Source organism: Confluentibacter flavum (assembly GCF_002843175.1).
Lineage (GTDB): Bacteria > Bacteroidota > Bacteroidia > Flavobacteriales > Flavobacteriaceae > Confluentibacter > Confluentibacter flavum.
In genome coordinates this window covers 69,165-93,755 of record NZ_PJEO01000033.1, presented here as the reverse complement: position 1 = coordinate 93,755, position 24,591 = coordinate 69,165, and the positions used below count along the sequence as shown (strand labels likewise).

Sequence of the window (24,591 nt, the reverse complement as noted above, 5' to 3'; positions counted from 1 at the left end):
ACCCGTTGTGCATTATGATTTAAAAGAAAAAAGTTGTCCATATTACTGATAATCAGTAAATTGTTTTAGCGATAAAACATTAATTATGAACAACTTAAATGCAAATTACGAAAGAATATTGGAAGTATTACAAAAAATATCAAAAGAACAACTTTTGGACTATCAAAGACGTCGACCGAAGCTGAGTGATTTGGAACTGATTTGTTTAAGCTTAACAGCTGAATTTATGGGAATAGATAGTGAGAATGATTTATTTAGAAAGCTCCCTGTCATTATTGCCTCAAAAATAGACAGGAGCGTCTACAATCGAAGAAGACGGAAATTAGTAGGTTACATGGATGATATCCGATTAAGATTAGCCTCTCATTTTAATGAATTTGAAGATTATTTTATAGTGGACAGTATGCCTTTAGAGGTTTGTAAATTATCACGAAGTTCCCGTTCGAGAGTCTGTAAAGAGGATGCCTATGCTTTTCCTGACAAAGGCTATTGTGCCTCCCAAGGTTCCAATTATTATGGTTATAAGCTGCACGCCGTCTGTTCTATTAAAGGTGTTTTTCAAAGTGTCGATTTGAGCCCTGCATCGGTACACGATGTCAATTACCTTAAGGACATTAAAGCACAAATGGGCGATTGCACTTTAATTGGAGATAGAGGGTATCTATCAGCAGAAATACAGCTCAATTTGTTTGAAACCTGTAACATAAAGCTAAATACACCTATGAGAAGCAATCAAAAAGATTATAAAAAACAACCTTACATTTTCAGAAAAAAGAGAAAAAGAATAGAGACATTGTTCTCACAATTATGTGACCAATTTATGATAAGACGTAATTATGCCAAGTCTTTTCGAGGATTTAAGACTAGGATCCTATCTAAAATAGCGGCCCTTACAACAATTCAATATATCAATAAGTTTATTTTTGATAGAAACATCAACAATATTAAAATTAGCATTATTTAAAATGCACAACGAGTTTTTATAAACTATATTTACTTAAATGAAAATTCTCGGTATTTCTGCATACTACCATGATTCCGCTGCTGCCGTTATTGAGAATGGAGAGGTTTTGTATGCAGCTCAAGAAGAACGGTTTTCAAGAATTAAAAACGACGCATCCTTCCCAGAGCAAGCTATAAAATATTGCCTTAATGAGTCTGGGTTTGCCATTGAGGATATTGATTTAATTGCGTTTTATGACAAACCTTTTTTAAAGTTTGAAAGACTTCTGGAGACCTATTACGCATTTGCGCCAAAAGGTTTCAAATCGTTTGCAATGGCCATGCCTTTATGGCTAAAGGAAAAGCTTTTCATTAAACAGTTTATAAAAAAAAGGATCAAAGAGTTAAGTGTGTCTAAAACTAATAGCATACCTATAAATTTCCCAGAACACCATTTGTCCCATGCTGCTAGTGCGTTTTACACATCTCCATTTAGTAAATGTGCTTTTTTAACGGTTGATGGTGTTGGAGAATGGACGACCACATCATATGGAATTGCTTGTGGAGATACAGGTATTAAAGTACTGGGAGAACTGCATTTTCCTGATTCATTGGGATTATTTTATTCTTCATTCACTTATTTTTTAGGTTTTGAAGTCAATTCTGGCGAATATAAAATGATGGGATTGGCTCCATATGGTTTAGCTAATTCCGAGCGGGTTAAGCATTTTATGAATATCATAAAGGAAATGCTTGTTGATATTAAGCCCGATGGTTCCATAAAATTAAATAAAGATTTTTTTGAATATCCTGTTGGGTTGCGTATGGTTAATCCAAAAAAATGGGAAAAGCTTTTTGAAATAAAGCAACGATTACCTGAAGAAAAATTAGAACAAATACATGCCGATTTAGCACTTGCTGCCCAAAAAGTTTTAGAAGAAATACTTATCAAATTAATCCAATTTGTAAAACAGGAAACCGGTGAAAGTTTTTTATGTTTGGCAGGCGGTGTCGCTTTAAATTGTGTTGCGAATTCAGTCTTATTTAATCAAGAAGTTTTTGAAGATATTTATGTGCAACCTGCGGCTGGAGATGCTGGAGGAGCTTTGGGTGCTGCCTTGGCAGTGTCTTATATTAAAAAGGAACTTCGTTTTAATGGTTTAAAGAAACCGTTTGATGTTTATTTGGGACCAAAATATTCGAATTTAGACATTGAAAGGCTTTTACGAAAGCATAAATGCCAATACCAGTATTTTGAAATTGCAGAAGATTTAACCAAAACGACTGCAAAATACATAGCTGAAAAAAAAGTTGTGGGTTGGTTTAATGGTAGAACAGAGTTTGGACCTAGGGCATTAGGAAACAGAAGCATTTTGGCAGATGCGACAGATCCTGAAATGCAATATAATTTGAATATGAAAATAAAATTCAGGGAAGGCTTTAGGCCATTTGCTCCCGTGGTTTGTGAAGAGGATTATGATGATTATTTTGAGCTCGGAAAACAATCTTACTATATGTTATTTACAAGCAAGGTAAAGAAATCCCTTAGGAAAAATTTACCCGAAGATTTTCAACAATACAGTTTAGAAGAAAAACGCAAGTTTGTTAAATCTGATTTGCCAGCTGTTACCCACATTGACTTTTCAGCAAGGGTTCAAGTGGTTAAAAAAGATTTAAACCCCAGATTGTGGCACTTGATTCAATCCTATAAAAAATTATCGGGTGTGGGCATACTTATAAATACTAGTTTTAATGTAAAAGACGAACCCATAGTCAATTCTCCTGAGGATGCCTATCTTTGTTTTATGAAATCTGGTATGGATGTTTTAGTTTTAGAAAATTATTTAATTGTAAAGTAATGGAGTTTATTAAAGAGTTTTTTCTCTTTTTGAAGGAAAGGAAAAAGTGGTGGCTTGTGCCTTTAATTGTAATATTTGTAATTTTCGGAATATTGATATTTTTAACCAGTGGTTCTGCATTGGCGCCATTTATATACACATTATTTTAATGAGCAGGGAAAAAGGTTTAGAAACCATTATCATTCTAGCTTTAGCATCACTAATTGTGTACTTAAAGTTTGATACAAATTGGGCCATCTATTTGGCTTTAGGTCTACTGGTCTTATCTTTTATCTCAAAAAAAATAACGATTATTATTGCTGAAACTTGGTTTTCTTTCGCCCATTATTTGGGCCTGGTTATGAACCAAATTATCATGTTCATAATTTTTTATATGGTTTTAATACCCTTGTCTTTTTTTCAGCGTTTAATGGGCAGTAACCAAATACTTAAAAAGAATAAAAGCAATTCTTATTTTCATAAGCGTAATCATTTGTTCACGACGAAAGATATTGAGAGACCTTGGTAATCTTTTATTAGCTTAGTTTACGTCTTCAACCATTTTGTTGAGTGCTTCATCATTAAAACCTCTATTTTTTGCCTCTTTAAGGGTTTTGCGGGCCAAATCAATTTTATTTAATTTTAAATAAACCGAGGCTAATTGCCTAGCAGACAGACTACTTTTTTCAAGTTGATTACATTTCGAAAAGTAATAAGCCGCTTTTTCAAGATTAGTCATATTTAAACACATGTTGCCAGCCATACGGTAAACTTCACCTTGCTCAGGATATTCAAAAATTAAGGACTCGGCTACACGAAGCGCTTTGTTATAATCTTTATCATTTTCATATCTTCTGTATGATTCTGCCATTACTTGATCCCATGGTTCAATCTTTTTATAAATGTTTTGAGCTTTTGTTTCTTCATATGTTGGGTTTGCAATATATGTTGCCATTGGGCGCGTTCCGGACATCCTCAAATCGTAGGGCCAAGATTTTTTTAAATCTTCTATAACCAATTTCCCTTTAAGGGAGTCAATTTTCGTGATTGGAATATTCCTAAAGGCTTCATCAAAACCTATATAATTATCCCAATTATTTAGAAAATTCAATGCCTTTATCTTATGGTAAAACGCATCAGCCATTAAAAACTGACCCTTAACATTAGGATGTACATGTTCCGTCATAAGTTCGTCACCAATTACGTTTTGGGGAGAATGTGCTAAAAATACATTTTTCATATCTATTATAGGACTGTCATATTTTTTAGCTAAACTCCCGATAATCTCATTAATTTTTTCGGGCGCTCGAAACCTTAGGAAGTCTAATTCCTTAGCTAAATGCAAATATTTTTTAGCACTATCTTGGTTTTTCTCTAAATAATAACGCCCCAGCGAATATGCTGCCATAGCATTATGCTGTGCCACGTTGCCTATCTCAGGTTTTCCTTCTTCTAAAGCCTGTAAAAATTGGGTTTTATTGGGGATGCTGTCGCTTATAAATGGTTTGATGTCCTTTTCGTTGCTGACTAGGGTAGACAATATAACCGGGATATCATGTTTTTTATATTTCTTTAAAATTTTATCTAAGTTGCTTTCATACTGGGCCAATCCATCATGGTAAACTTGAGAGTCGTAAGGAATACGTTGTTCCCTTGTCATAACTTCCATCAACGTTGTCTCTTGTGTGCTGGGTTTTTTGTCACCAGAGCTAAAAAGTTTATAATAGCCATTTTCTAATAATTGAAAAAAGCGAACGGTTTTAAGACTAAGGTAAGTTCTAATAAAAGCAGGATGGTTTCCATAGGAAATTGATGAACCAACGCCCAAAGCGCCATAATATTCATTATGTCCTGCATATATGATTACCAGATCTGGTTTTTGGTCTATAATCTCATCTGTCAAATCCCAAAGGGTGTACGAGTTCACTGCTGTAATGCCCGTATTGATGACCTCAATATTTTTTTCCGGAAATGTTAAGGACAAACGATGTTTTAACATGCGAGGGAAGGAGCCACCTCTATAGAAAGGAAAACCAACCACCGTAGAAGCGCCTTGAACAAAGACCCTAAAGGTACTGTCGGTTTTTGTTTTTAGAAACAGATCTGATTGGTTATCAGAATTAAGGCCATTATTTTTAAAATATTTACCAGCTATATTAATGTTCATTTCAAGATAATCAGGCTTCTTATCTGTATTAACTTTATGAAAAAGCTGATAATCTTGTCCGTAACCAACCATTCTTAGCACAAGTTCTATAAGTAATACAAAGAAAATAGGGAGTAAAATGGCTATGATTCTAAATAATATATTTTTTTTCAAAATGATTCAATTTAAAGCGTGGATAATATTATACCTCTATCGCAATTTATGAACAATTTAGGAAAATGAATTCATAACTTTATGAAGTTTGAATTTTTAATAAGTATAAGAGACCAATCTAAATTGTAATTAAATAATGGCATGTTTTATATCACTGGCCCCACTTGGACAAAACAACAAGTGGAGTATCAAGAAGAGTAATCTAAGTTTTTCTGTTTTTGAATGATACCAAATTTGCATAAAAAACGCCTTGACACTGTCAAGACGCTTTTTTATACTTATATCTATCGTCTATAATCTATCGTCTATCTTCTAAAATCTATTTAAACAAAAGTTGACTAAACATAAATATATCATGTCGCCATACAGGCCAAGCATGACCTCCAGGATATTCACTATATTTATAATGAATGCCCATCTCATCAAACTTTTTTACCATGATTTCGCAATTATCATGAGCAATGTCTTCTTCACCTCCCATAGAAATCCAAAATTCCTTTAGGTTTGTATTAATTGTAGAAACATTAGTTTTCATAAATTCATATTGTGGATCGGATAATTCGGTATTATTAGCCCACCAACCTGAACTAAACACACCTAAATAAGCAAACATATCGGTATTTTTAATGCCCGCATACAGTGTTTGCAGACCGCCCATGGAAAGTCCTGCTAAAGCTCTGCTTTTGGCATCGGTTTTTACACGATAGTTGCTTTCAATAAAAGGAATGGCACCTCTTTTTAGTTCATTTTCAAAAGCTTTTAATGAATTTTCACCAAATCCAGATATACCTCCGCCACCAACATTACCATCAATCATGGCGATTACCATAGAAGAAGCTTTTCCTTCAGCAATTAAATTATCTAAAATAAGATTGGTTTTGCCTTGGGTAGCCCATCCTCGCTGGTCTTCACCACCACCATGTAATAAATACAAAACAGGATATTTTTCGGTTGAAGTATCATAGCCGGGTGGCGTATAAATATACATTTCACGCCAAGAATTTGTGCCTCTAGAAAAATATTTTTTAATACGTAAATCACCATGAGGCACATTGTTTAGGGCATACATATCTTGGTCTTTGTGTGGTATTTCAATACCACTAGCCATACGGCTCATACCATAAAATGTTTCACTTGCAGGATCGGCAACTGCAACACCATCAATAATTAAGGAGTAATAATTAAATCCTGGATTAACCACATCTGTAGTAACATTCCAGAAGCCTTCAGTATCTTTAACCATATCATATTTTTTACCTAAATCGATTTGTACTCTTTGGGCTTCAGGAGCTTGTAATTTAAAAACAACTCTGTTGTCAGGTAAAATCTGTGGATATTCAGCATTACGCATATTGGTTTCAGGCTTGGTTCCTAAAACCGTGTATTTATTAAATGTGGATGGATCTACAGGTTTAAACAGAAATTGAGAAAACATATAAAGCCCATTCTTCCAAACCTTAAAATCGTGTCCTCCTGGTTCTAGGTAGTAAATGTGCGGCACATCATTTTTGAATAAATAGTCATGGGTACGTTTGCTGTAGGTAATTAGGCCATCACTTGTTCCACAAGAAATCCATAACAGTTTTAGTTTTTCTTTAGCTTCAGTTGGGTTGGGTACCAATTCTTCAGGTAATTTGGTGTTTGGTGCTGATGAAAATCCACCCACATAAGCAAACATGTCTAAATTACCCAAACCAAAATTTAAGGACTGTCCACCTCCCATAGATAAGCCCGCAATGGCACGGTGCTCCCTATCGGTAAGGACAGGGTATTTTTTTTCAATATAAGGAATTAAATCATCAAGCAAATCTTTTTCAAAAGTGGCAAATGCCTGTACTTTATCTGGAGCCATGATGTTACCTTGACTACTATCATCTTTCATGGCCCTACCGTTTGGCATGACCACAATCATGGGTTCTATTTTACCTTCAGCGTATAAATTATCTAAAATAACTTGTGGCGTACCACCATTTAGCCATTCATTTTCATCGCCTCCAATACCATGCAACAGGTATAATACAGGGTATTTAGTGTTTTTGTTATATCCCGGAGGTGTGTAAACCAAAGCTCTACGTGTTGTGCCGACGGTTTTTGATTTGTATTTAATATAATTTAATTTTCCTTTAGCCAAACTTGGATTTACTACATCAAAGCCTTTTGGAGCTTCTTTTTTAATATTTTGAGCCAATAACGAGGTGTTTATAACAACCAAGCTAATGACTGATAAGATGATTCTTTTCATTAAATTAAACCCGTTGTATGAAAGGGTTAGAGCATTTTTTAATTGGACTCTTAAGCTTCAAACAACGGGTTTTAATAATTTAGTTAAAATATTTATTCTTTAAAAAGAAGCGGCGCTAATTCGCGCAAGCTTCTTCTCCACGTTTGAAATTCGTGACCTGTACCTTCCGAAACGTAAGAAACCGCATTGAAACCTGCCTCTTTAAGAGCAGCAGCAGCATTTCTAACACCATCCGGTCTTTCTTTACTACCAGCACTTAAGAAGATAAGCTTTATTTTAGACTTATTAGCATTAACATCATCTGGAGCATATGTTCCACCACTTAAAAGCGCATAGTGAGAGAACACGTCTGGATTACCTAAAGTAATAGTTTTGGTTTCCATACCACCCATGGAAAGACCGCCCATAGCACGGTGCTGTTGATCTGCAATGGTACGGAATTTTGAATCTACATACGGGATTAATTCATTTATCAAAACAGTTTGGAAAGGCTCAATTTTGAAATTTCTCATGCCACCCATTCTTACTTCATTAGTCATTCCGTAAGTCATAACAATAATAAAGGGTTTTGTTTTTCCTTCTGCAATCATATTATCCATGATTAGATTCGCATGACCTTGGTTACTCCAAGCGGTTTCATCTTCACCCCAACCATGTTGAAGATAAAGTACTGGATAACGTAAAGACGGATTTTCGTAATACCCAGGAGGAGTGTAAACAAAAGCACGTCTTGATGTTTGAGTACTTGGTGAAGGAAAAAGGACTTGTTGAACATGACCATGAGGCACATCTTTTAAAGCATAAAAATCTTGATCATGCGCAGGGATTTCAATACCACTTTCCCAACGTGTAGAACCATAATAATTTAAAGCACCTGGATCATTGAATTTGCCACCATCAATATTTATATTGTAGTAGTGAAAGCCTTCGTCCATGGGACCCGCAGTAGTACCCATCCATGAGCCGTCTTCTGCTTTTAGTAGTTTAGTTCCACCTTGTCCACCTAATCCTAGGCTTACCCTTACGCTATCAGCTGCTGGAGCAATAATTTTAAAGCGGGCATAGCCTTGAGAGTTCACTTGAGGATATTCTTGTTGTGGCTGGTTTTTGGTTGAAGGTTTAAAATCTTCTTTAATAACGGTATCCTGTGCTTGTACAAAGCATAGTGATCCAGATAAGGCAATTAGTAATAATAAGTGTTTCATAATTTTAGTTTTAGTAATATTTAGATTTATTTAAATAATAGTGGTGCAAACTCTTTTAGACTTCGCCTCCAACTTTGCCATTCGTGTGCAGTTTGTGGAGAAACATAAAAATGTGTATTAATACCAGCTTGTTTAAGCGCTTCTGTATTTGCTTTTGGGTCGGCACTACCTGCTCGTGGGTTTTCTATTTCGCGACTGCCATAACTGACAAATAATAATTTGACTTTATCTTTAAAATTAGGTGACTTGCTGATATCGTCAGTACTGATGCTTCCACCACTAAACATACCTACATGGGAAAACACATCTGGATTGGCTAAGGTAATCACGCGTGTTTGCATACCTCCCATAGATAATCCAGCCATCGCTCTATGCTGTTGGTCTGCTAACGTGCGATAGTTTGAATCAATCATAGGAACAATGTCATTTAATAATGTATTCTTGAACCCATCAGCCCAACCTTCAGGAGGCCAAGGACCGGCAGGTCGTCCACCTTGCCCGCCTTGTGCAGGAGCTTGAGCTGGTCTAGCCCAAGTACCATTATCCATCACAATAATAAAAGGATTGGCCTTGCCTTCTGCAATTAAGTTATCCATAATAAGATTAGCATGCCCTTGGCTAGCCCAACCAGTTTCATCTTCACCACCACCATGCTGTAAATAGAGCACAGGATAACGTTTATTGGTATTTTCGTTATATCCTGGAGGGGTATATACAAAGCAACGACGCATACTGTTATTGGTTTTAGAGAAGTAATGAACTTCACGTACTTCACCATGTGGCACATTTTTTAATGCATAGAAATCTTGATCTGTTGCAGGAACTTCAATACCGCTTCCCCAACGGCTTGCTCCATAAAAATAAAGGCTACTAGGGTCGGGAACCGAAGCGCCATCAATATTTAGTTGGTAATAATGAAACCCTTCATCTTGTGGGGCAGATTCGCCAATCCAAATGCCTTTGTCATCTTTTACCAAATCATATTTTACGGCACCAATATCTAATTGCACTTTTTTAGCTTCAGGAGCTGAAATTTGTACACGCACACGTCCTTCAGAATTTACTTGAGGATATTCCTTCCCTTGTTGGGTGGTTTCGGATTTTTTGAAATCTTCTACCACCGTTGTTTGGGCAAAGCAGATGCCGCTTGTCAATACAGTAGAAAAAATAATTGCTAACGATTTGTAATTCATTTTATTAAGTTTTTAGTTTAGAAGTTTTATGTTATTTAATTAATCTTGAAAAAGAAGTTGGGCAAAGCCATGTAAACTCTTTCTCCAAGTTTGGAATTCATGCGCCGTACCCGGAGCTTCATAGTAAACATGTTTAATACTGGCTTTTTCTAATGCTTCGTGTGTACCTCTACCAGCGCGAGCCCCTTCTTTCGACCCCATACTCACATAAAATACATCTACTTTTTTGGCAAATTCATCTGGCTTAGTTAGCAAACCATTATAACCTGTTTCAACACCTGGAAAACCAAAAGGCGCACTAAAAATGCCTATTCCAGAGAATGTATCAAGATTGGCTTGCGAAATTTGATAGGTTTGAGTCCCTCCTAAAGAAAGACCAGCAATCGCTCTGTGTTTAGGGTGCCTTAAAGTACGGTAATTAGCATCAATATTAGGGATAAGATCTTTAATCATGATATCTTCAAAACCATCCCAGAAGTTTTTATCCTGAGGTCTTTTCGGGCTATTAAAAGCCTGGGCAATGCCTCCATCTTCCATAACGATAATCATGGGTTTGGCTTTGCCTTCAGCAATAAGATTGTCGAGAATAAAATTGGTACGCCCTTGATTGGCCCAAGCACGACGATCTTCTCCCATACCATGTTGTAAGTACAAAACAGGGTAACGTTCGGTTGAATTATTATCATACCCTGGTGGCGTATACACATAAGCGAGACGTGTTTCTCCAGTAGATTCAGCTAGATACCAATGGGATTCTATCTTGCCATGAGGTACATTTTTAATCTCATAAAAATCAACACCATCTTCTGGAACTTCTATGCCACTCATAACACGACTAGCACCATAAAACGTTTCACTAAAAGGGTCATTCACATTAACACCATTGATTTTTAATGTGTAATAATGAAATCCTGGGTCAAGCGGTTTTGTAACCCCTGTCCAAACGCCCTTTGCGTCTTTAGTTAAAGCAACATTTCCTAAACTCACAGAAATACTATCTGCAGCAGGTGCTTCAATTCTAAAATAGGCTTTTCTTTCGTTGTCAATCCTCGGGTATTGTGCACCAGCAATATTACTTGAGGCTGGTTTTGTGCCTTCTGGGAATGTGTTTTCTTGAGCATAAGAACTTATGAGCGCAAAAAAGGATAACATAAATACTGCTATTTTTTTCATTTTATTGTTTTTCATTGTTTATGTATTTTCTATAATTGATTTAATTAGGAGTGATAATATGATAGTTGTCACTTAAATGCATCAGACTAAAAAGATACAGTAAGCCGTCATAGTAAGGGTCAAAATAGCCGTCTTCATAAGGTTCAAGCTTGGCATTCCAAATGGCATGCACAAAATCTAGACTACCTTTATCATTGTTCATTAACGCTGTTGTGGCAGCTGTAGAAACCAAACCAATAGAATGTCGTAGTTTGGGAACATCACCTGCTTTAAGTATAAATTCTGGACGGGAGCCATCTAAATTAAACTGGTCTTCGTAAGTGTCAAGTCCTTTTGACCTTAGAAAATTTTGAAAGCGTTTAGCATACCCTTCTTGCCATTCTTTGTCTTTGCCAAACCAAACATAATCCATGGCAATATTCATGGGAACGCGCCATGAATCGTAACGAAACCCTTCAGGCATCCAGCGGGTAGGGTGTGGTTTGCCACTAAACTCGGTATAATCAGAATTTAGACCAGTTACAGGATGTGTGGCTCTATGTAAAAAAACACGCGATGTATCTGCACAAGCTTTATAAAATTCTTCATGACCATCTTTTGCATATACAGCCCAAATTTCGTAAAAGGCTGGTAAATGATAGGATGGGTCTGTCCAATTATAGTTATTACCCTCTGGAACGAAGGTTATTTGTTTATGTTCCGTATTAATAAGATTGTATATGTTTCCTGTTCCATCTTTTTCCCACATGGAGTCTAATATGAATCTAGCTTCTTTATAGTAATCAATACCCGTGTTGTTACCCCATTTGTTGGCCGCAAATAATAAACTGGTAATATAATATAATTCTCCATCCGAAGCTGAACCTGGTGAATTTTGCTTCATGGTTTCTGGATTGAAACTCCATGCGAAATATCCTTTTCTAGGACCCGTTTGATGCTGTAAATACGTTTTTGAAAATCTCCAAAGACGATCAAAAACCTCTTTTTTGTCCAATTGAATAGCAATCATCATCCCATATGACATCCCTTCTGTTCTGGCATCCTTGTTTTTGACATCCGAAACATACGCCATAGAATCGCCAACCTCAAAATAAACACGTTTTGGACCTTCAAAAATATCATAATAAGCTTTTGAAAGTTTTTTGTCAATATCAGCTTTTTTGTAACCAGCTTCTTTGAATAAATTTCGGTACTTAACATTTTTAAATGCTGAATTTGTATTGGTTTGACCCGTAACTAAATAAGAGCTGAATGTTACTATTATAGCTATTAAAAAACTACTTTTTCTAAATCCGTTAATGTTGTTGAATATGAGTTTCATAATTCTGATTATTTAAAAACTTGTTGTAATGAATTAGCTAAAAACAATTTACAATTCATCCATGTGTGTCCGCCATAAACTATTATAGGTTCTACTTCAATTTTCTTTTCCTTAAACATGGCTAGGTTTCCTTCAACACTTTCATATAGAAAATCTTCGGTGCCTACGCTGATGGTAAACAATTTTAATTGTTCATTTATTTTTTTTGCATCTGGATTCCAGTTAGTAAAATTCTTCGCAAATTCTTCCGTAGCCGTATATGGCGCATAAGAAAAAATATAAGAGAATTTATCGGTGTTGGTTAATCCTATATTTAATGTTTGTCCGCCACCAACAGAAAACCCAGCTACAGCTCTGTGCTCAGTATCTGTGTGAACAGGATAATTGCTTTCGATAAAAGGTATGATATCATTAATAACATCATTGGTAAAATCTGGCATAGGTGCTGGTCGTACATTTCCATAGGGCATGACGATAATCATTGGCACAGCTTTTTTATCGGCTATTAAATTATCGGCAATTAAATTAGCCTTACCGACTTTCGTCCAAGTTTCCTCAGTATCAGAACCACCGTGGATTAAGTAAAGTACAGGATATTTTTTTCCATCATGCATATTAAATCCTGGAGGCGTGTAAACCAATAATCTTCGTGTGGTATTCAATGTTTTTGAAGTGTAATAGCGATAACTGATTTTACCATGAGGTACATTTCTTAAAGCATGTACTAGTGGTTTATCCCCAGGAATGTTAACAATGCTTCTTTTGAAACGTTCGTTCGCAAATACATAGGTATTGTTGGGATCGGCTACTTCTACACCGTCCACTTTAAAACTGTAAGGATAAATATCTGGTTTTACTTTTGAAATAGTAGCTGTCCATACACCTTGAGCGTCTTTTTTCATGGCAAGCTCTTTAGAAAGAATTTCAGTGCTCAATAAGACCTCTTTGGCATTTGGTGCATAATATCTGAAAGTAACATTATCATTTTTATCAACATCAGGAGAACTTAACCTAGGTGCTCTCTGGGCACTAACCATTTGAATGGAGGTGAAAAATATGAAAGCGGTATATATAAATTTTTTCATGATGGTGATTATTTGAATAGTAATTGGGCAGATTCGGTCACATATTTTTTAACATTCATCCATGTATGTCCACCAGCAGTAATTAAGCTTTGAAACTTAATTTTGTGTTCATCAAGATATTTTATATACTCTATTGTTGAAGGATACATAAAATCTGAATTACCTACACTTACCCAGTTTAATTTAAGTAGCTTATTGGTCTGTTCTGGATTACTACTAACGGAGATAAAATCGGTATCCATATCTTTTGGTGAAGCCGAAGCAGCGTAAGTACATACCCAAGCAAACGTATCCATATTACCATAAGCAACTCTTAAAGTTTGTCCGCCACCTCTAGAAAAACCAGCAATGGCTCTACTTTCTCTGTCTTTTATGGCTCTGTAATTGGACTCAACATAGGGGATTATTTGTTTTATTAAATCATCTTCTAATTGTTTCATTCTTTCAAATGCAGCCTCCGTATCTCTTGCGGGATCATCTGGTTTAGCACCACCATTTTGTTCCGCTATTCTAGCGGCAGTATTACCATTTGGCATCACTACAATCATAGGTTCTGCAAGTCCTTCAGCAATGAGATTATCCAAAATCCAATTGGTTCTTCCAACCTTGAAAAAAGTTTCTTCGGTATCTGTTGTGCCGCTTATAAGATAAAAAACAGGATACGATTTATCCGGAGAAGCATCATAACCGGGTGGCGTATATACAACTAGAGAACCTGTAGAACCTTCAATAGAAGGATAATATTCATAAGTTACTGAACCATGTGGAACATCTCTTAGCTCATACATGCGCGGTTCATCTCCAGGGACCAATAAAATACTTCCTTTAAAGCGTTCATTTGGGAAATAGTCAACATTTCCTGGATCCATGACGGAAGTACCATCAACCACAAAATTATATGGATAAATATCTGGTTGAACTGGACCAACCGTAACGCGCCAAATACCTTGTTCGCCTTTGGTCATTTCAACAGAACTATTTAAAAATTGTCCACCAAGTATTACTTTTTCTGCATTAGGTGCTAAGTATTCAAAGGTTACGGTTTTATCTTGGTGTACTTGTGGTGAACGAACAAATGGCCCTCTTGGGGGTTGGGCTTCCAAGTTTCCATAAAGGAAAAACAGAAATGCAATACGTAGTAATTGTTTTTTCATTTAATTATTAATGTTTAGTTGTTTTTTTAATTCTTTAGTGCGCCAAAATAAATTAGTCTTTTTTCATCCAATCATTCCTTTTCATCCATTCAAATAAAGGGTTCATCCATCCTTGGTGTCTAAAAATAAATCCGTGACCACCTTTGGGGTAAATATGCATTTCTGCATCAACGTTATTATGCCTCAAACTTTCAAAATAGTCTATACTATTATCAACATCAACTGTTTTATCATCAGCCGTATGGGTTAAGTATGCTGGTGGTGTGGTTGTGTTTACTTGCATTTCATTTGAAAAAAGTAAAACATCTTCTTTACTCGGATTTTTACCTATTAAAGCATCGCGAGAGCCACTATGGGTTAAACTATCGGTCATGCTGATAACGGGGTAAACCAAAATTTGAAAATCTGGACGTAAACTGGTGTTATTTGAATTTTCTATATACGATTTTTCAAAATGGGTTGCAGCTGTAGACGCTAAATGGCCTCCGGCTGAAAATCCCATAATGCCAATTTTATTTTTATCCAATCCCCATTTTTCGGCGTTTTCCCTTACCAATTTAAGGGCTTGTTGCGCATCTTGTAAAGGGCCGATTTTTTTATCGGGCATGATGTCATCATTAGGCAACCGGTATTTTAGTACAAATGTGGCAATGCCTTGTTCAGCAAGTACTTTTGCGTTACTAACACCTTCGCCCTGATAAACCACAACACTATACCCACCACCGGGAACAACAATAATGGCAGCTCCAGAAGCTTTATCAGGGTTAGCTTTAAAGTATTCTAGAGTAGGAGTAGTGACATTTCTGTACATGCCTTCTCCGGATTCTTTGATGTCAGATGGTTTAGAGTTAGGAATATTCGAATGATATAAATTGATAATTTCCTGAGCATGAATCAATTTACACGTAAAGAATAATAAAAAGGTAAGTACAAAAACAACCGATTGCTTACTGATGAAAATGTTAGTCGTTTTTTGCATTGTTGTCTTTTTTAGTTTAGTTGGTTTTTTAGTTGGCTTGGTTAAATATCTTATTATCAGTCGGTTTTAATATTATTGTAACCTAATAAAGATAACATTTTTGTTGCATATCTCTTACCAAAAGTTCTATAACCTTCGGCATTAAAATGAAGATTATCAGGGCCATCGGTACAACCTTGAGATGAAATAACATAGGAATTAGGAATGGTTTCTGGTAATGTTGCTATGATTTTGTTCATACTGGCACAAACTCCGCCTTGGTCTTCATGAACAGTTTCTCCAGCCAGTAAAGGCACTTCTTCAGGGTTAAGATTTAAGTCTTTCATCAAATTATCATAAACGATTTTTACTTTTTTGGTCCAAAGCGTATCATTGGTATTTGATTCTCCTTGATGTAAAAGAATCCCTTTTATAACACCATCTTTCTGTGCCAATTTAGCCATTTCTACAAGTCGTCCATAAGGATTTCCGTCATACTCATTTACCATGTTAGTCATCCAACCAGGAACTGTGGTTAAATAGTCTTGGTATTTATCTTTATCAAACAATTCAATTTTACAACCTCCAATAGAAACATTTATGACACCAACTTTAACATTTTCAGGCAGATTTTCTACCATCGTTCTGCCAAAATAATCGGTTGGGGAAAGTCCTGTTTTGCAACGGCATAAAGGTGGAACAGCGGTGTACCATTTACCTTTTTCACGGTCAAGGTTAGGGCAATCAACAGCTTCTAAAACTTGAAATCTATCGTTTACATTTATGGTGTCTTGTGGTTGAATACGAGCACTTCCTTCCATATTGGATTGTCCAAAATTTAAATAGACATGGAAATTAGGGTCTTGGGAATAAGAGAAATTTGCAACCAATAATAAAGTTGCGATTAGTATGGTGTTTAATTTTAGTTTCATAAAAATGTGTTTCATAAAAATTATTTATAGTCTAGTGGTCTTTTCATGGTACTTATTTTCAAATCTTCTAAATCGTGCATCGGACGTTCTAAATCATAAGGTATGGGCATGTTGCTGAATTCTTGAAAATAAAGTAAACAGGCATCTTTCCAAACTTGGGCATTTCTATTTTGGTTGCGTAGTTTACTTTGAACTTCGTAAAATCGTTCGCTATCGACATAAGGTTTTGCCATGTCCCATATTTTTTGGAATTCTCTAACTTTTTTTACTCCAGCATCATAACGATAGGCAAGATTATCCCATAGGGTTTTGCCATTCTTCATTTTATAATCCCATGGCACATGATGAAACCAAAGAAGCAAGTTTTCTGGACACGTTTCTAAGTTACTTAATTGTGAACGAAGCGGCTCTTCATATTGAATAATGGCATTACTACCCGTAGTAGTTCTGTCGAAACCAATACCCAAACTATCTGCTTTATGATAGTAGAGAGAGGTCCAATCTTTTCGAACTCTTTCAGGACCATACCAAGGACCGGGGCCATAATGTGCATTGGCAGAAAAAATATGGTGTAAACCAAACGGCATCATGTAATCTACAACAGCTTCATGACTATCCAACATCATTTGTTTTACTGGTTGAAGAAAATTATTTGACCAATCGTTTTTAGAAAAATCGGGTTTAGTTTGACTATTAGCAAGATCAAAAGGAGAGAACGTTAGTTTAACCCATTCATCAGCAATTTGTTCGCTTGAGAGTTCATGGTTCCATGCCAAACGACCAAAAGTATACCAATTGGATTGTGCAAAGGTGTGTCCAGTCCAATTAGTATCTAACCCTGTGTTGGCAACTCCTGAAATAGCCGATATTTTTTGGTTAAAAAGGCTACCATCGGTCGATTTTGCTACCGTACTGCCTTTTCCTTCTTGGTAGGTGTCGCTGTCTAAAAACTCTTTCCACATTGGTGCTAGGTAAGCTAAGTGGATAGAATGTCCTAGATACTCTTGTGTAATTTGTAATTCGGGCATGATGGCCGTTTTTTTAAGGGCACCAAATAGTGGGCTAAACGGTTCTCTTGGTTGAAAATCAATAGGGCCATTTTTTACTTGAATGATAACATTATCTCTAAATTGACCATCCAAAGGAACAAATTCATTATAAGCCTGTTTTGCTCTGTCTTCATCATTGGCACTATAAACAAAGGCTCGCCACATAACAATGCCATTGTAAGGTTTTAAAGCATCAGCTAGCATGTTGGCGCCATCGGCATGTGTACGACCATAATCTTGTGGTCCTGGTTGCCCTTCACTACTGGCTTTTACTAAAAAGCCACCAAAGTCAGGTATGAGTTTGTAAATTTCTTTAATTTTATTGTTCCACCATTTTATGACGTCTGCATCCAAAGGATCAGACGTGCTTAAACCGCCAATTAATGAAGGGGAAGAAAATTTAATGGAGATGTATGTTTTAACGCCATAGGGTCTCAATACTTCAGCAATGGCTTTCACTCGTTCTAAATAACCAGCCGTTAACATCATTGGGGAAGCATTCACATTATTAAGAACGGACCCGTTGATACCAACAGACGCATTAATTCTGGCATATTCTTGCCATAGTTTCCTGTCACTTTCGGTAACTGCTAAAGAGTCTTTGCCATAACGCCAAAATAAAGACTTGCCAGCATAACCACGTTCAATGCTGCCATTAGGGTTGTCCCAATGATTTAAAACTCGTCTATCGTAAGATGGATTATTTATGTTTTCATTAATATAAATTCCTGTTTGCTGCCTTCTTAAGAGCTCGTAAACACCGTATAGAATTCCTAAATCGGTATTTGCTTGTATAGTGGTCGGCGTTATTTTAAAACCATCTCTATGTAAGGATCTATCTTTTTTTATGGTTAAAGTTAAAGTGGATCCTTCAGTACCTTGCCAACCTTTTAGTAATTCATTTTTTACGATATCAATGGTGGGCGATTGCTTTGCAGTTACGACATGAACTGTTTTTGGGTTTTTATTTTGAAGCCATAAATCATGACCATTTTGTGAATGTGAGGATATAAAGAAAAGTACTATGGAAATTAAAGTGATGGCTTGTTTTAAAAAATTCATTATTAGAGTTTTAAATTATGGTAAAAATGATGTGTGGTTTAATTATTTTGTAGTTTTAAATAATTGTTGATTTAAAAAACATACTGTTTCGATTTTTTTAATGTTAAATTCCAAAAACGTAGTAGGCAATATGGTGTGGGGTATTTACTTAGACTCTTACTTTTCATAAAAGTCAATTCTAATTCTTTAATTTTATCAAATTAATTTTTATGTAGTTAAATTTATTTATGGATCATTATTAATAAGTTACATTGAAATTACCATGTAAGTTGTATTAACGATACACCTTGTCTGGGCAAATCAAACTTTAACTGTGTTTTTCCATTTACAGCCTCTTGCCACTTTGGCGAAGTTAATAATTGCAATTGTCCAGCCTGCTCCAATTCTGAATATTGTTGCTCCGATACATTTTGAGGTTTACCCATAGCTTTCCATGTTTCAAAAGAATTACTAAATTCATCATCAATTCGGAAATGTTGTATCAAAACCTTATTTTTTTCTAGATTGTTCACGGTTAATTCAATATTTGCAGATTCACCTTCCACATTGTCATCATGATAATTCCAAACCATAATCCATGCAGAATCACCCTCTTTACTGGCTATGGCATGAATATCATTTTGTTCTCTTACGCCATCTGATATAATATTATATGCAGATAAGGCAGTTTCCGATTTTACCATAACACGTTCTCCCTGCATCATACCAAACATTCTGAACACATTTAAAACGGGTTTGTTAACACCATGTGTTGCCAAATCCCGAAATCCTGCAAACCATTCCTGATCTTCAAATTCAAAGGACCAACTTACAGCACCTTTTAAATTCACTTTATGTTGATCCATCAGTTCATATATTCTTGCAAATGAAGCTGCTGTGTAGCTAGAATACATGGTACCATTACGGTAACCATATTTAGGTTCTCTAGTTTCCGAGCAGGCAGCACAGCCTTCTGGATCACATTCACCAATAATTATTGGGATATTTTTTAGTTCTGGGAATGAATTAACAGCTTCAAAAGCCTTTTGGATATCTTTTAATTGAACACCCATGTTCATTTGGATATGGTCACCCACAAATTCTGGCGAACCTTTGGCATGAAACCCAATGTATTGTAGTGGTGTTCCTATGTTTCCAGTAGCGTAGTTTTTTCCTCTTAAACAGTGCTCAATAAAGTTGGTGAGGTATGTATATGCTTTTTCATTTCTGGGACTCGTAGTATGCGGGCCACCAATAGTACATTCTGGACAGGCTTTTTTCAATCCATCGGCAGCATAGTCGTACATTTTGCAGTATTCTTCAAAAGTCCCCGACCAATACGCAATATCCGGTTCATTCCATACCTGCCACAACCAGCTAACAACTTCTTCTTTACCATAACGCTCTATGGAGTGTTTTACCCATTGAAATACGAGTTCTCTCCATTTATTATAATCTTTCGGTGGATAGGTCCAACCTGTCCATAAATTGCCCCCATTGCTCCAGTCATGCTCATAAGGTTCTGGTTTTGTAGAGAGGTCTTTGGGCATAAATCCTATTTCCATTAAGGGTTTCATGCCTCTTTCAATGAAGGTGTCTATGATACTATCTACTATCATCCAATTATAAATGGGATTCCCTTTTTTGTCTTCTTTATAAGCATCTGTAAACCCCCATTTTAAATCATAACCTTTACTGTTACCTTTTGAAGTAAGTAAGTTGTGTGTTCTTACATACACAGTTGTGGGGCTTAATTCTTTTAATTCTGTCAACAGTTTTTGCCCATCTTTTTGTGTTGTATAATTGGGTTCATCATAACCGAAAAACGACCAATATGGTCGCATTTCTCCAATGGGTTTTGATAATTCCACATCAATTTTTGTAGCTTGTTTTTGTGCTATCAAAAATTGAATACTAATTATTGATAGAAATAAGAATATTTTTAATGTCTTCATAATTGTAATTCTAACATCTCACCTTTGTAATCAATGGTTTTAGAGATTGGTTCATTTTGTGCATTAATGATAACAATATTAAAAGAACGATTTTCCAACATACCATCAAAAGAGCCTTCTCTTTTGTCGATTGTTAGTTTTTTATTTGTGTCATCCCATCTAAATTTGATTATGGAATACACTCCTTTTTCGTAATTATAATTGTCGTTTTCGTCTTCATACAAATTGAATTCGCCATTAGCACCTTGATATACACGTATTTCCAGATTTGACCAATCTTTTTCTTCTGCATATTGCACTTTAGGTCCAAATGGAATAACACTGCCAGCCTTAACATATAACGGCATAATATCTATCGGCGTTTCTTTGGTTATAGTTTTTCCTCCCTCATGCTTTTCGTTGGTCCAGAAATCATACCAAGCTGTATTGGTGGGTAAATACACTTCTGTAGATTTTACAGTGCTAAAATCTTGTATGTTATTATTGCTATTACCTGTAACAACATCTTTGGTATACATGGGGTCTGTTACCGGCGCTACCAATATGGATTTTCCAAACATGTACTGATTGTTAATATCATGTGTATTTTGGTCTGATGTAAAATCCATTACCAAAGCACGAGTCATACTCGACTGGTTTGCGGTAACATCATGAGACGCAGAATAAATGTATGGTAATAGGCTATAACGTAAATGGATGAATTTTTCAATGGCATCGTAAATAGCATCACCTTTTTTGCCGAATTGATATATTTCCCTCGGAGCATCAGCTCCATGGGAACGCATCATGGTACTAAAAGTTCCAAATTGCACCCATCGTGCATAAAGTTCTTTGTAGTCTGGATCCTCTAATTTCTTTGGGAATTTAGTTAAAAAGAAACCGCCAATATCAGTATTCCAATAAGGAATACCCGTCATTGAGAAATTAAGTCCAGCAGGAATTTGATTTTTAAGAGCTTCCCATGATGATGTTACATCGCCTGTCCATGTATTAGCTCCATATCTTTGCTGACCTGCAAAAGCAGAACGCGTTAAAATAAATACACGTTTGTCTGAGGTTACTTCCCTTTGATGATCATAAACACCACCCACAGTCATTAAAGGAAATGCATTGCGTACTTTTCTAAAAGAACCAAGATAGGTTTTATTGTCTAAATCTTCAGGTTTGGCATTCATGTGGTCTGGTTCTGTAGAATCCATCCACCAGCCATCCATTCCCAAAGAGAAAAGGCCATTATTAAGATACTTCCAATAAATATCTCTTGCTTCTGGGTTGTAAGGATCGTAAACAACGACACCGGAAGGGTAATCCATATCTGGGGGCCAGACATCTTTTCCTGATAAAGGCCATGTTGCAAAATCCATCAACATGTCCTTGTCTTTCAATTCTTTGTACTCCTTGGTTTCAGGACCAAAAGAAGACCAGATGGAAATAATCATATGGGCATTTAGGTTGTGCACATCATCCACAAATTTTTGTGGATTAGAAAATTGCGGATTTAAAAATTCCATGGCATTCCAATGGTAATTGTCTCCCCAATATTGCCAATCTTGAATAATACCATCAAGAGGGACTTCCAATTCTCGATACTTTTCTACAATGCCAACAGTTTCTTCTTGACTTTTGTAGCGTTCTTTGCTTTGCCAGAAACCAAATGTCCACAAAGGAAACATCGGTGCTTGTCCTGTGAGATCTCTCATTTCAGCAATAACACCATCGGCATTACCGCCCAACATAAAATAATAATCGATACAAGTGCCAACGTCTGAACTGAACTGTGTTCCATCAGAACCGTCTTTAAACGTGGTAGGAGCGTAGTTGTCCCAAAAAAGACCGTACCCTTTTACCGATTGGAAAAAGGGCACATAGTCCTGTGTATTGCCCTGAACCATATAAACTTCTTGGTTTCTTTGAGACATTTTGCCTTGTTGAAGAATACCTAACCCATAAATGGCTTCATCTGTTTCCAATTGGAATGATTGGCTTACTTTAAAGGTGCTTTCTCCAGCATCATTGGTAGGGGTAAAGTCATAACCTGGCGAAGCCTCAGTAAATAGCGAATTGCCATTTAAATCAGAATAAGCAATCTCTCCAGACTTTCGGTTTAACTTTACTGATAAACTATTGCTACTTATTGTGAAATGATTTTCATCTTCCGAAATGTTTAAATCCATCTTTTCAGGTGTCTTAACAACTGAAAGGCTTTTTTTATCAATGACGGAATCCTGCGGGTATTTTAAAATTCTAACAATTTTAGGCGAAAAAAATTGAATGTCCACAGTTGTAGAATCAATAGTGGTTTTTAATCCTAAATCTGTTTTTTCATAATCTTTAGTACCACAGGCAACAATAAATAACGATAATAAACCTATCCAATAAATGCGTTTCATGTTTATTTAGCTTAGTTGTTTTTATGCTTTTATTGAGGCATAGCATCATTAGTAGCAGTAGCATAAAGGCCTAATAAACAACCTGTAAAACCTCCTGCAACATCTGTTGATAGGATATCACCAGAAACAGTTCCACCAACATTTACAAAATCGGTTCCATTTGTTGAATAACCAAACTCATAAGCATCTCCATTAGCTTTTACCTGAAGCTTGATAGGATTTTTAACATCAATTTTATTGCTTGCAAGAATTGTAGATTCTGTTTCGCGACTCCTTGGCTTACGTTGGTTTTTTTGTAACAACACGAAATAATCATCTCCTTTTTTGGTGATACCGAACACAAAGTTTGAATTTTCATTTTGTAAGGCTACAATACCAGCTAAATCTTTTTCTGATTTTGGTTTGTATTCAAGAGTTGTCGATAATGAAAAGGTCTTGTGTTGTTGTCTAAGAAACAATGTAGAGGTTGGTTTTAATTCTTTAATATTTGTTTCAAATGGATGTATTTCCAAACCTTTTTTCGTGGTGGTAATAAATTCTTCGCGCGGCCCTCTTAAACCAATCCAGCGGTAATCCAGTTTTTCTGAAGTAAAATCGTCAGTAAAGGTAAAATTGCCATTTGGAAAGAATCCATCTTGGCCTGTTTTGTTTTCTACACCTTTTGGCATTTTTAATTTAGGTTCTAAAGGAATCAATCCGTTTTCAAAAACAGGGAATTCTCCAGACCAATCTACTGGTAAAATAAAGGTTTCACGACCTGTGTTTACTCTATTTTCTTCGTTTGGACGAATTGCTAAAAACACACCATAATATTGATCATTTGGTCCTTTAACCAAATCTGCGTGTCCAGCCCAATCTACTTTATTTTCACGATCTTTAGCAAAATGTCTTTGGGTAAGTATTGGGTTGTTAGGTGCAGGGATAAAAGGGCCTCTTGGACTATCGCTTTTAAAGATAACCTCACTATGCCAACCACCTGTACCACCTTCGGCACACATTAAAAAATATTTACCATCTTTTTTGTAAATATGTGGAGCCTCTATCCAAATAGGTTTTTTGGTAAGGTCTACACCACCATCAACAATAATTTTATCGGTACCAGGGATTACTTTATCATTTTCAACATCATAATCCCATATTTTAATCACACGGTGTCCGCTGTAAAGTTCTTTTCCACTATCAGGTGCATCATTGTGTACAATGTATCCTTTACCATCATCATCAAAGAAAATAGAAGGATCAATGCCACCAAACCCAAGTTTAATTGGGCTTCCCCAACCTTTCATTGGATCTTTTGTTTTCACGATAATGTTTCCAAGTCCACCTGAAAAAGCCGTTACAATCATGTAAAACGTATCGTTGTGGGGATTATAGGTAATACCTGGTGCATAAACACCTTGACTAATACCTGTATCATGAGGACTGAATTCTGATACATTACTTAAAACACCTCCTAAGTCGGTCCAGTTAACTAAATCTTTCGAGTGGAAAATTGGCACACCCGGAAACATGGCAAATGAGGAACAAACCATATAATAATCATCACCTTTTCTGGTAATGGCTGGGTCTGGATAACAACCTTGTAAAATAGGCGTGTAAAACTCATCTGGTTTTAATGGATTGTCTATATATACTTGGTCATTACCTTGGTAAACAAAGTTGGAAAATACTGGTGGATTTTTAGCTTTATTTTTTTTCGTTTGGCTATTTGCTCCAGTAAAGGAAAACAGGGCCATAATTGAACATAAGAGAATTAGTTGTGTTTTTTTCATTGTTTAATATATTTGTTATTT

18 protein-coding genes are annotated in these 24,591 nt (G+C 35.9%); 4 read left to right on the top strand and 14 right to left on the bottom strand.

Features of this window, described 5'->3' with window-relative positions; all coding sequences use genetic code 11:
* The first annotated feature begins 85 nt into the window (after positions 1 to 85).
* The 4 genes from CSW08_RS09795 to CSW08_RS09785 are packed head-to-tail and all read left to right on the top strand — an operon-like array spanning position 86 to position 3,309.
* A complete protein-coding gene (locus CSW08_RS09795; RefSeq protein ID WP_106658080.1) occupies positions 86 to 964 on the top strand; it encodes an IS982 family transposase in 879 nt (292 codons plus the stop codon).
* A gap of 37 nt (positions 965 to 1,001) precedes the next feature.
* Entirely contained in the window at positions 1,002 to 2,801 is a 1,800-nt protein-coding gene (locus CSW08_RS09790) for a carbamoyltransferase family protein (protein ID WP_106659700.1), read from the top strand.
* Entirely contained in the window at positions 2,801 to 2,950 is a 150-nt protein-coding gene (locus CSW08_RS18375) for a DUF5989 family protein (RefSeq protein WP_238987240.1), read from the top strand. The genes CSW08_RS09790 and CSW08_RS18375 overlap by 1 nt, the downstream gene beginning before the upstream one ends.
* Positions 2,950 to 3,309, top strand: a complete 360-nt coding sequence (locus CSW08_RS09785) for an SxtJ family membrane protein (protein WP_106659699.1) — start codon at positions 2,950 to 2,952, stop codon at positions 3,307 to 3,309. Before CSW08_RS18375 ends, CSW08_RS09785 begins: the two co-directional genes overlap by 1 nt.
* Before the next feature lie 12 nt (positions 3,310 to 3,321).
* Here CSW08_RS09785 and CSW08_RS09780 read toward each other — a convergent pair whose 3' ends face one another.
* The 14 genes from CSW08_RS09780 to CSW08_RS09715 form a co-directional block, all read right to left on the bottom strand.
* Positions 3,322 to 5,100 (bottom strand): SGNH/GDSL hydrolase family protein, encoded by a 1,779-nt coding sequence (locus CSW08_RS09780; RefSeq protein WP_157831460.1) that lies wholly within the window; start codon positions 5,098 to 5,100, stop codon positions 3,322 to 3,324.
* A gap of 319 nt (positions 5,101 to 5,419) precedes the next feature.
* A complete protein-coding gene (locus CSW08_RS09775; protein ID WP_106659697.1) occupies positions 5,420 to 7,342 on the bottom strand; it encodes an alpha/beta hydrolase-fold protein in 1,923 nt (640 codons plus the stop codon).
* Between the two features lie 92 nt (positions 7,343 to 7,434).
* The gene (locus CSW08_RS09770) at positions 7,435 to 8,547 is read right to left on the bottom strand and encodes an alpha/beta hydrolase (RefSeq protein ID WP_106659696.1); all 1,113 of its coding nucleotides are present in this window, start codon (positions 8,545 to 8,547) and stop codon (positions 7,435 to 7,437) included.
* A gap of 26 nt (positions 8,548 to 8,573) precedes the next feature.
* The gene (locus tag CSW08_RS09765) at positions 8,574 to 9,740 is read right to left on the bottom strand and encodes an alpha/beta hydrolase-fold protein (protein WP_106659695.1); all 1,167 of its coding nucleotides are present in this window, start codon (positions 9,738 to 9,740) and stop codon (positions 8,574 to 8,576) included.
* A gap of 39 nt (positions 9,741 to 9,779) precedes the next feature.
* A complete protein-coding gene (locus CSW08_RS09760; protein WP_106659710.1) occupies positions 9,780 to 10,913 on the bottom strand; it encodes an alpha/beta hydrolase in 1,134 nt (377 codons plus the stop codon).
* 40 nt (positions 10,914 to 10,953) lie between these two features.
* Positions 10,954 to 12,234, bottom strand: a complete 1,281-nt coding sequence (locus tag CSW08_RS09755) for a glycosyl hydrolase family 8 (RefSeq protein ID WP_106659694.1) — start codon at positions 12,232 to 12,234, stop codon at positions 10,954 to 10,956.
* 8 nt (positions 12,235 to 12,242) lie between these two features.
* Positions 12,243 to 13,319 (bottom strand): esterase, encoded by a 1,077-nt coding sequence (locus tag CSW08_RS09750; protein WP_106659693.1) that lies wholly within the window; start codon positions 13,317 to 13,319, stop codon positions 12,243 to 12,245.
* Positions 13,320 to 13,327: 8 nt separating this feature from the next.
* Positions 13,328 to 14,473, bottom strand: coding sequence for an esterase (locus CSW08_RS09745; RefSeq protein WP_106659692.1), 1,146 nt, complete (start codon positions 14,471 to 14,473; stop codon positions 13,328 to 13,330).
* Positions 14,474 to 14,525: 52 nt separating this feature from the next.
* Entirely contained in the window at positions 14,526 to 15,452 is a 927-nt protein-coding gene (locus tag CSW08_RS09740) for an alpha/beta hydrolase (RefSeq protein ID WP_106659691.1), read from the bottom strand.
* 56 nt (positions 15,453 to 15,508) lie between these two features.
* Positions 15,509 to 16,363, bottom strand: coding sequence for a sialate O-acetylesterase (locus tag CSW08_RS09735; RefSeq protein ID WP_106659690.1), 855 nt, complete (start codon positions 16,361 to 16,363; stop codon positions 15,509 to 15,511).
* 20 nt (positions 16,364 to 16,383) lie between these two features.
* Positions 16,384 to 18,474, bottom strand: coding sequence for an alpha-glucuronidase (locus tag CSW08_RS09730; RefSeq protein ID WP_106659689.1), 2,091 nt, complete (start codon positions 18,472 to 18,474; stop codon positions 16,384 to 16,386).
* Between the two features lie 257 nt (positions 18,475 to 18,731).
* On the bottom strand, positions 18,732 to 20,408 hold the full coding sequence (locus CSW08_RS09725; protein WP_106659688.1) for a GH39 family glycosyl hydrolase: 1,677 nt from the start codon (positions 20,406 to 20,408) through the stop codon (positions 18,732 to 18,734).
* Positions 20,405 to 22,798 carry a glycoside hydrolase family 31 protein gene (locus CSW08_RS09720; protein ID WP_106659687.1) on the bottom strand — a complete coding sequence of 798 codons (2,394 nt, stop codon included), beginning with the start codon at positions 22,796 to 22,798 and terminating at the stop codon, positions 20,405 to 20,407. Before CSW08_RS09720 ends, CSW08_RS09725 begins: the two co-directional genes overlap by 4 nt.
* Positions 22,799 to 22,827: 29 nt before the next feature.
* On the bottom strand, positions 22,828 to 24,570 hold the full coding sequence (locus CSW08_RS09715; protein ID WP_106659686.1) for a glycoside hydrolase family 43 protein: 1,743 nt from the start codon (positions 24,568 to 24,570) through the stop codon (positions 22,828 to 22,830).
* Positions 24,571 to 24,591 lie beyond the last annotated feature (21 nt).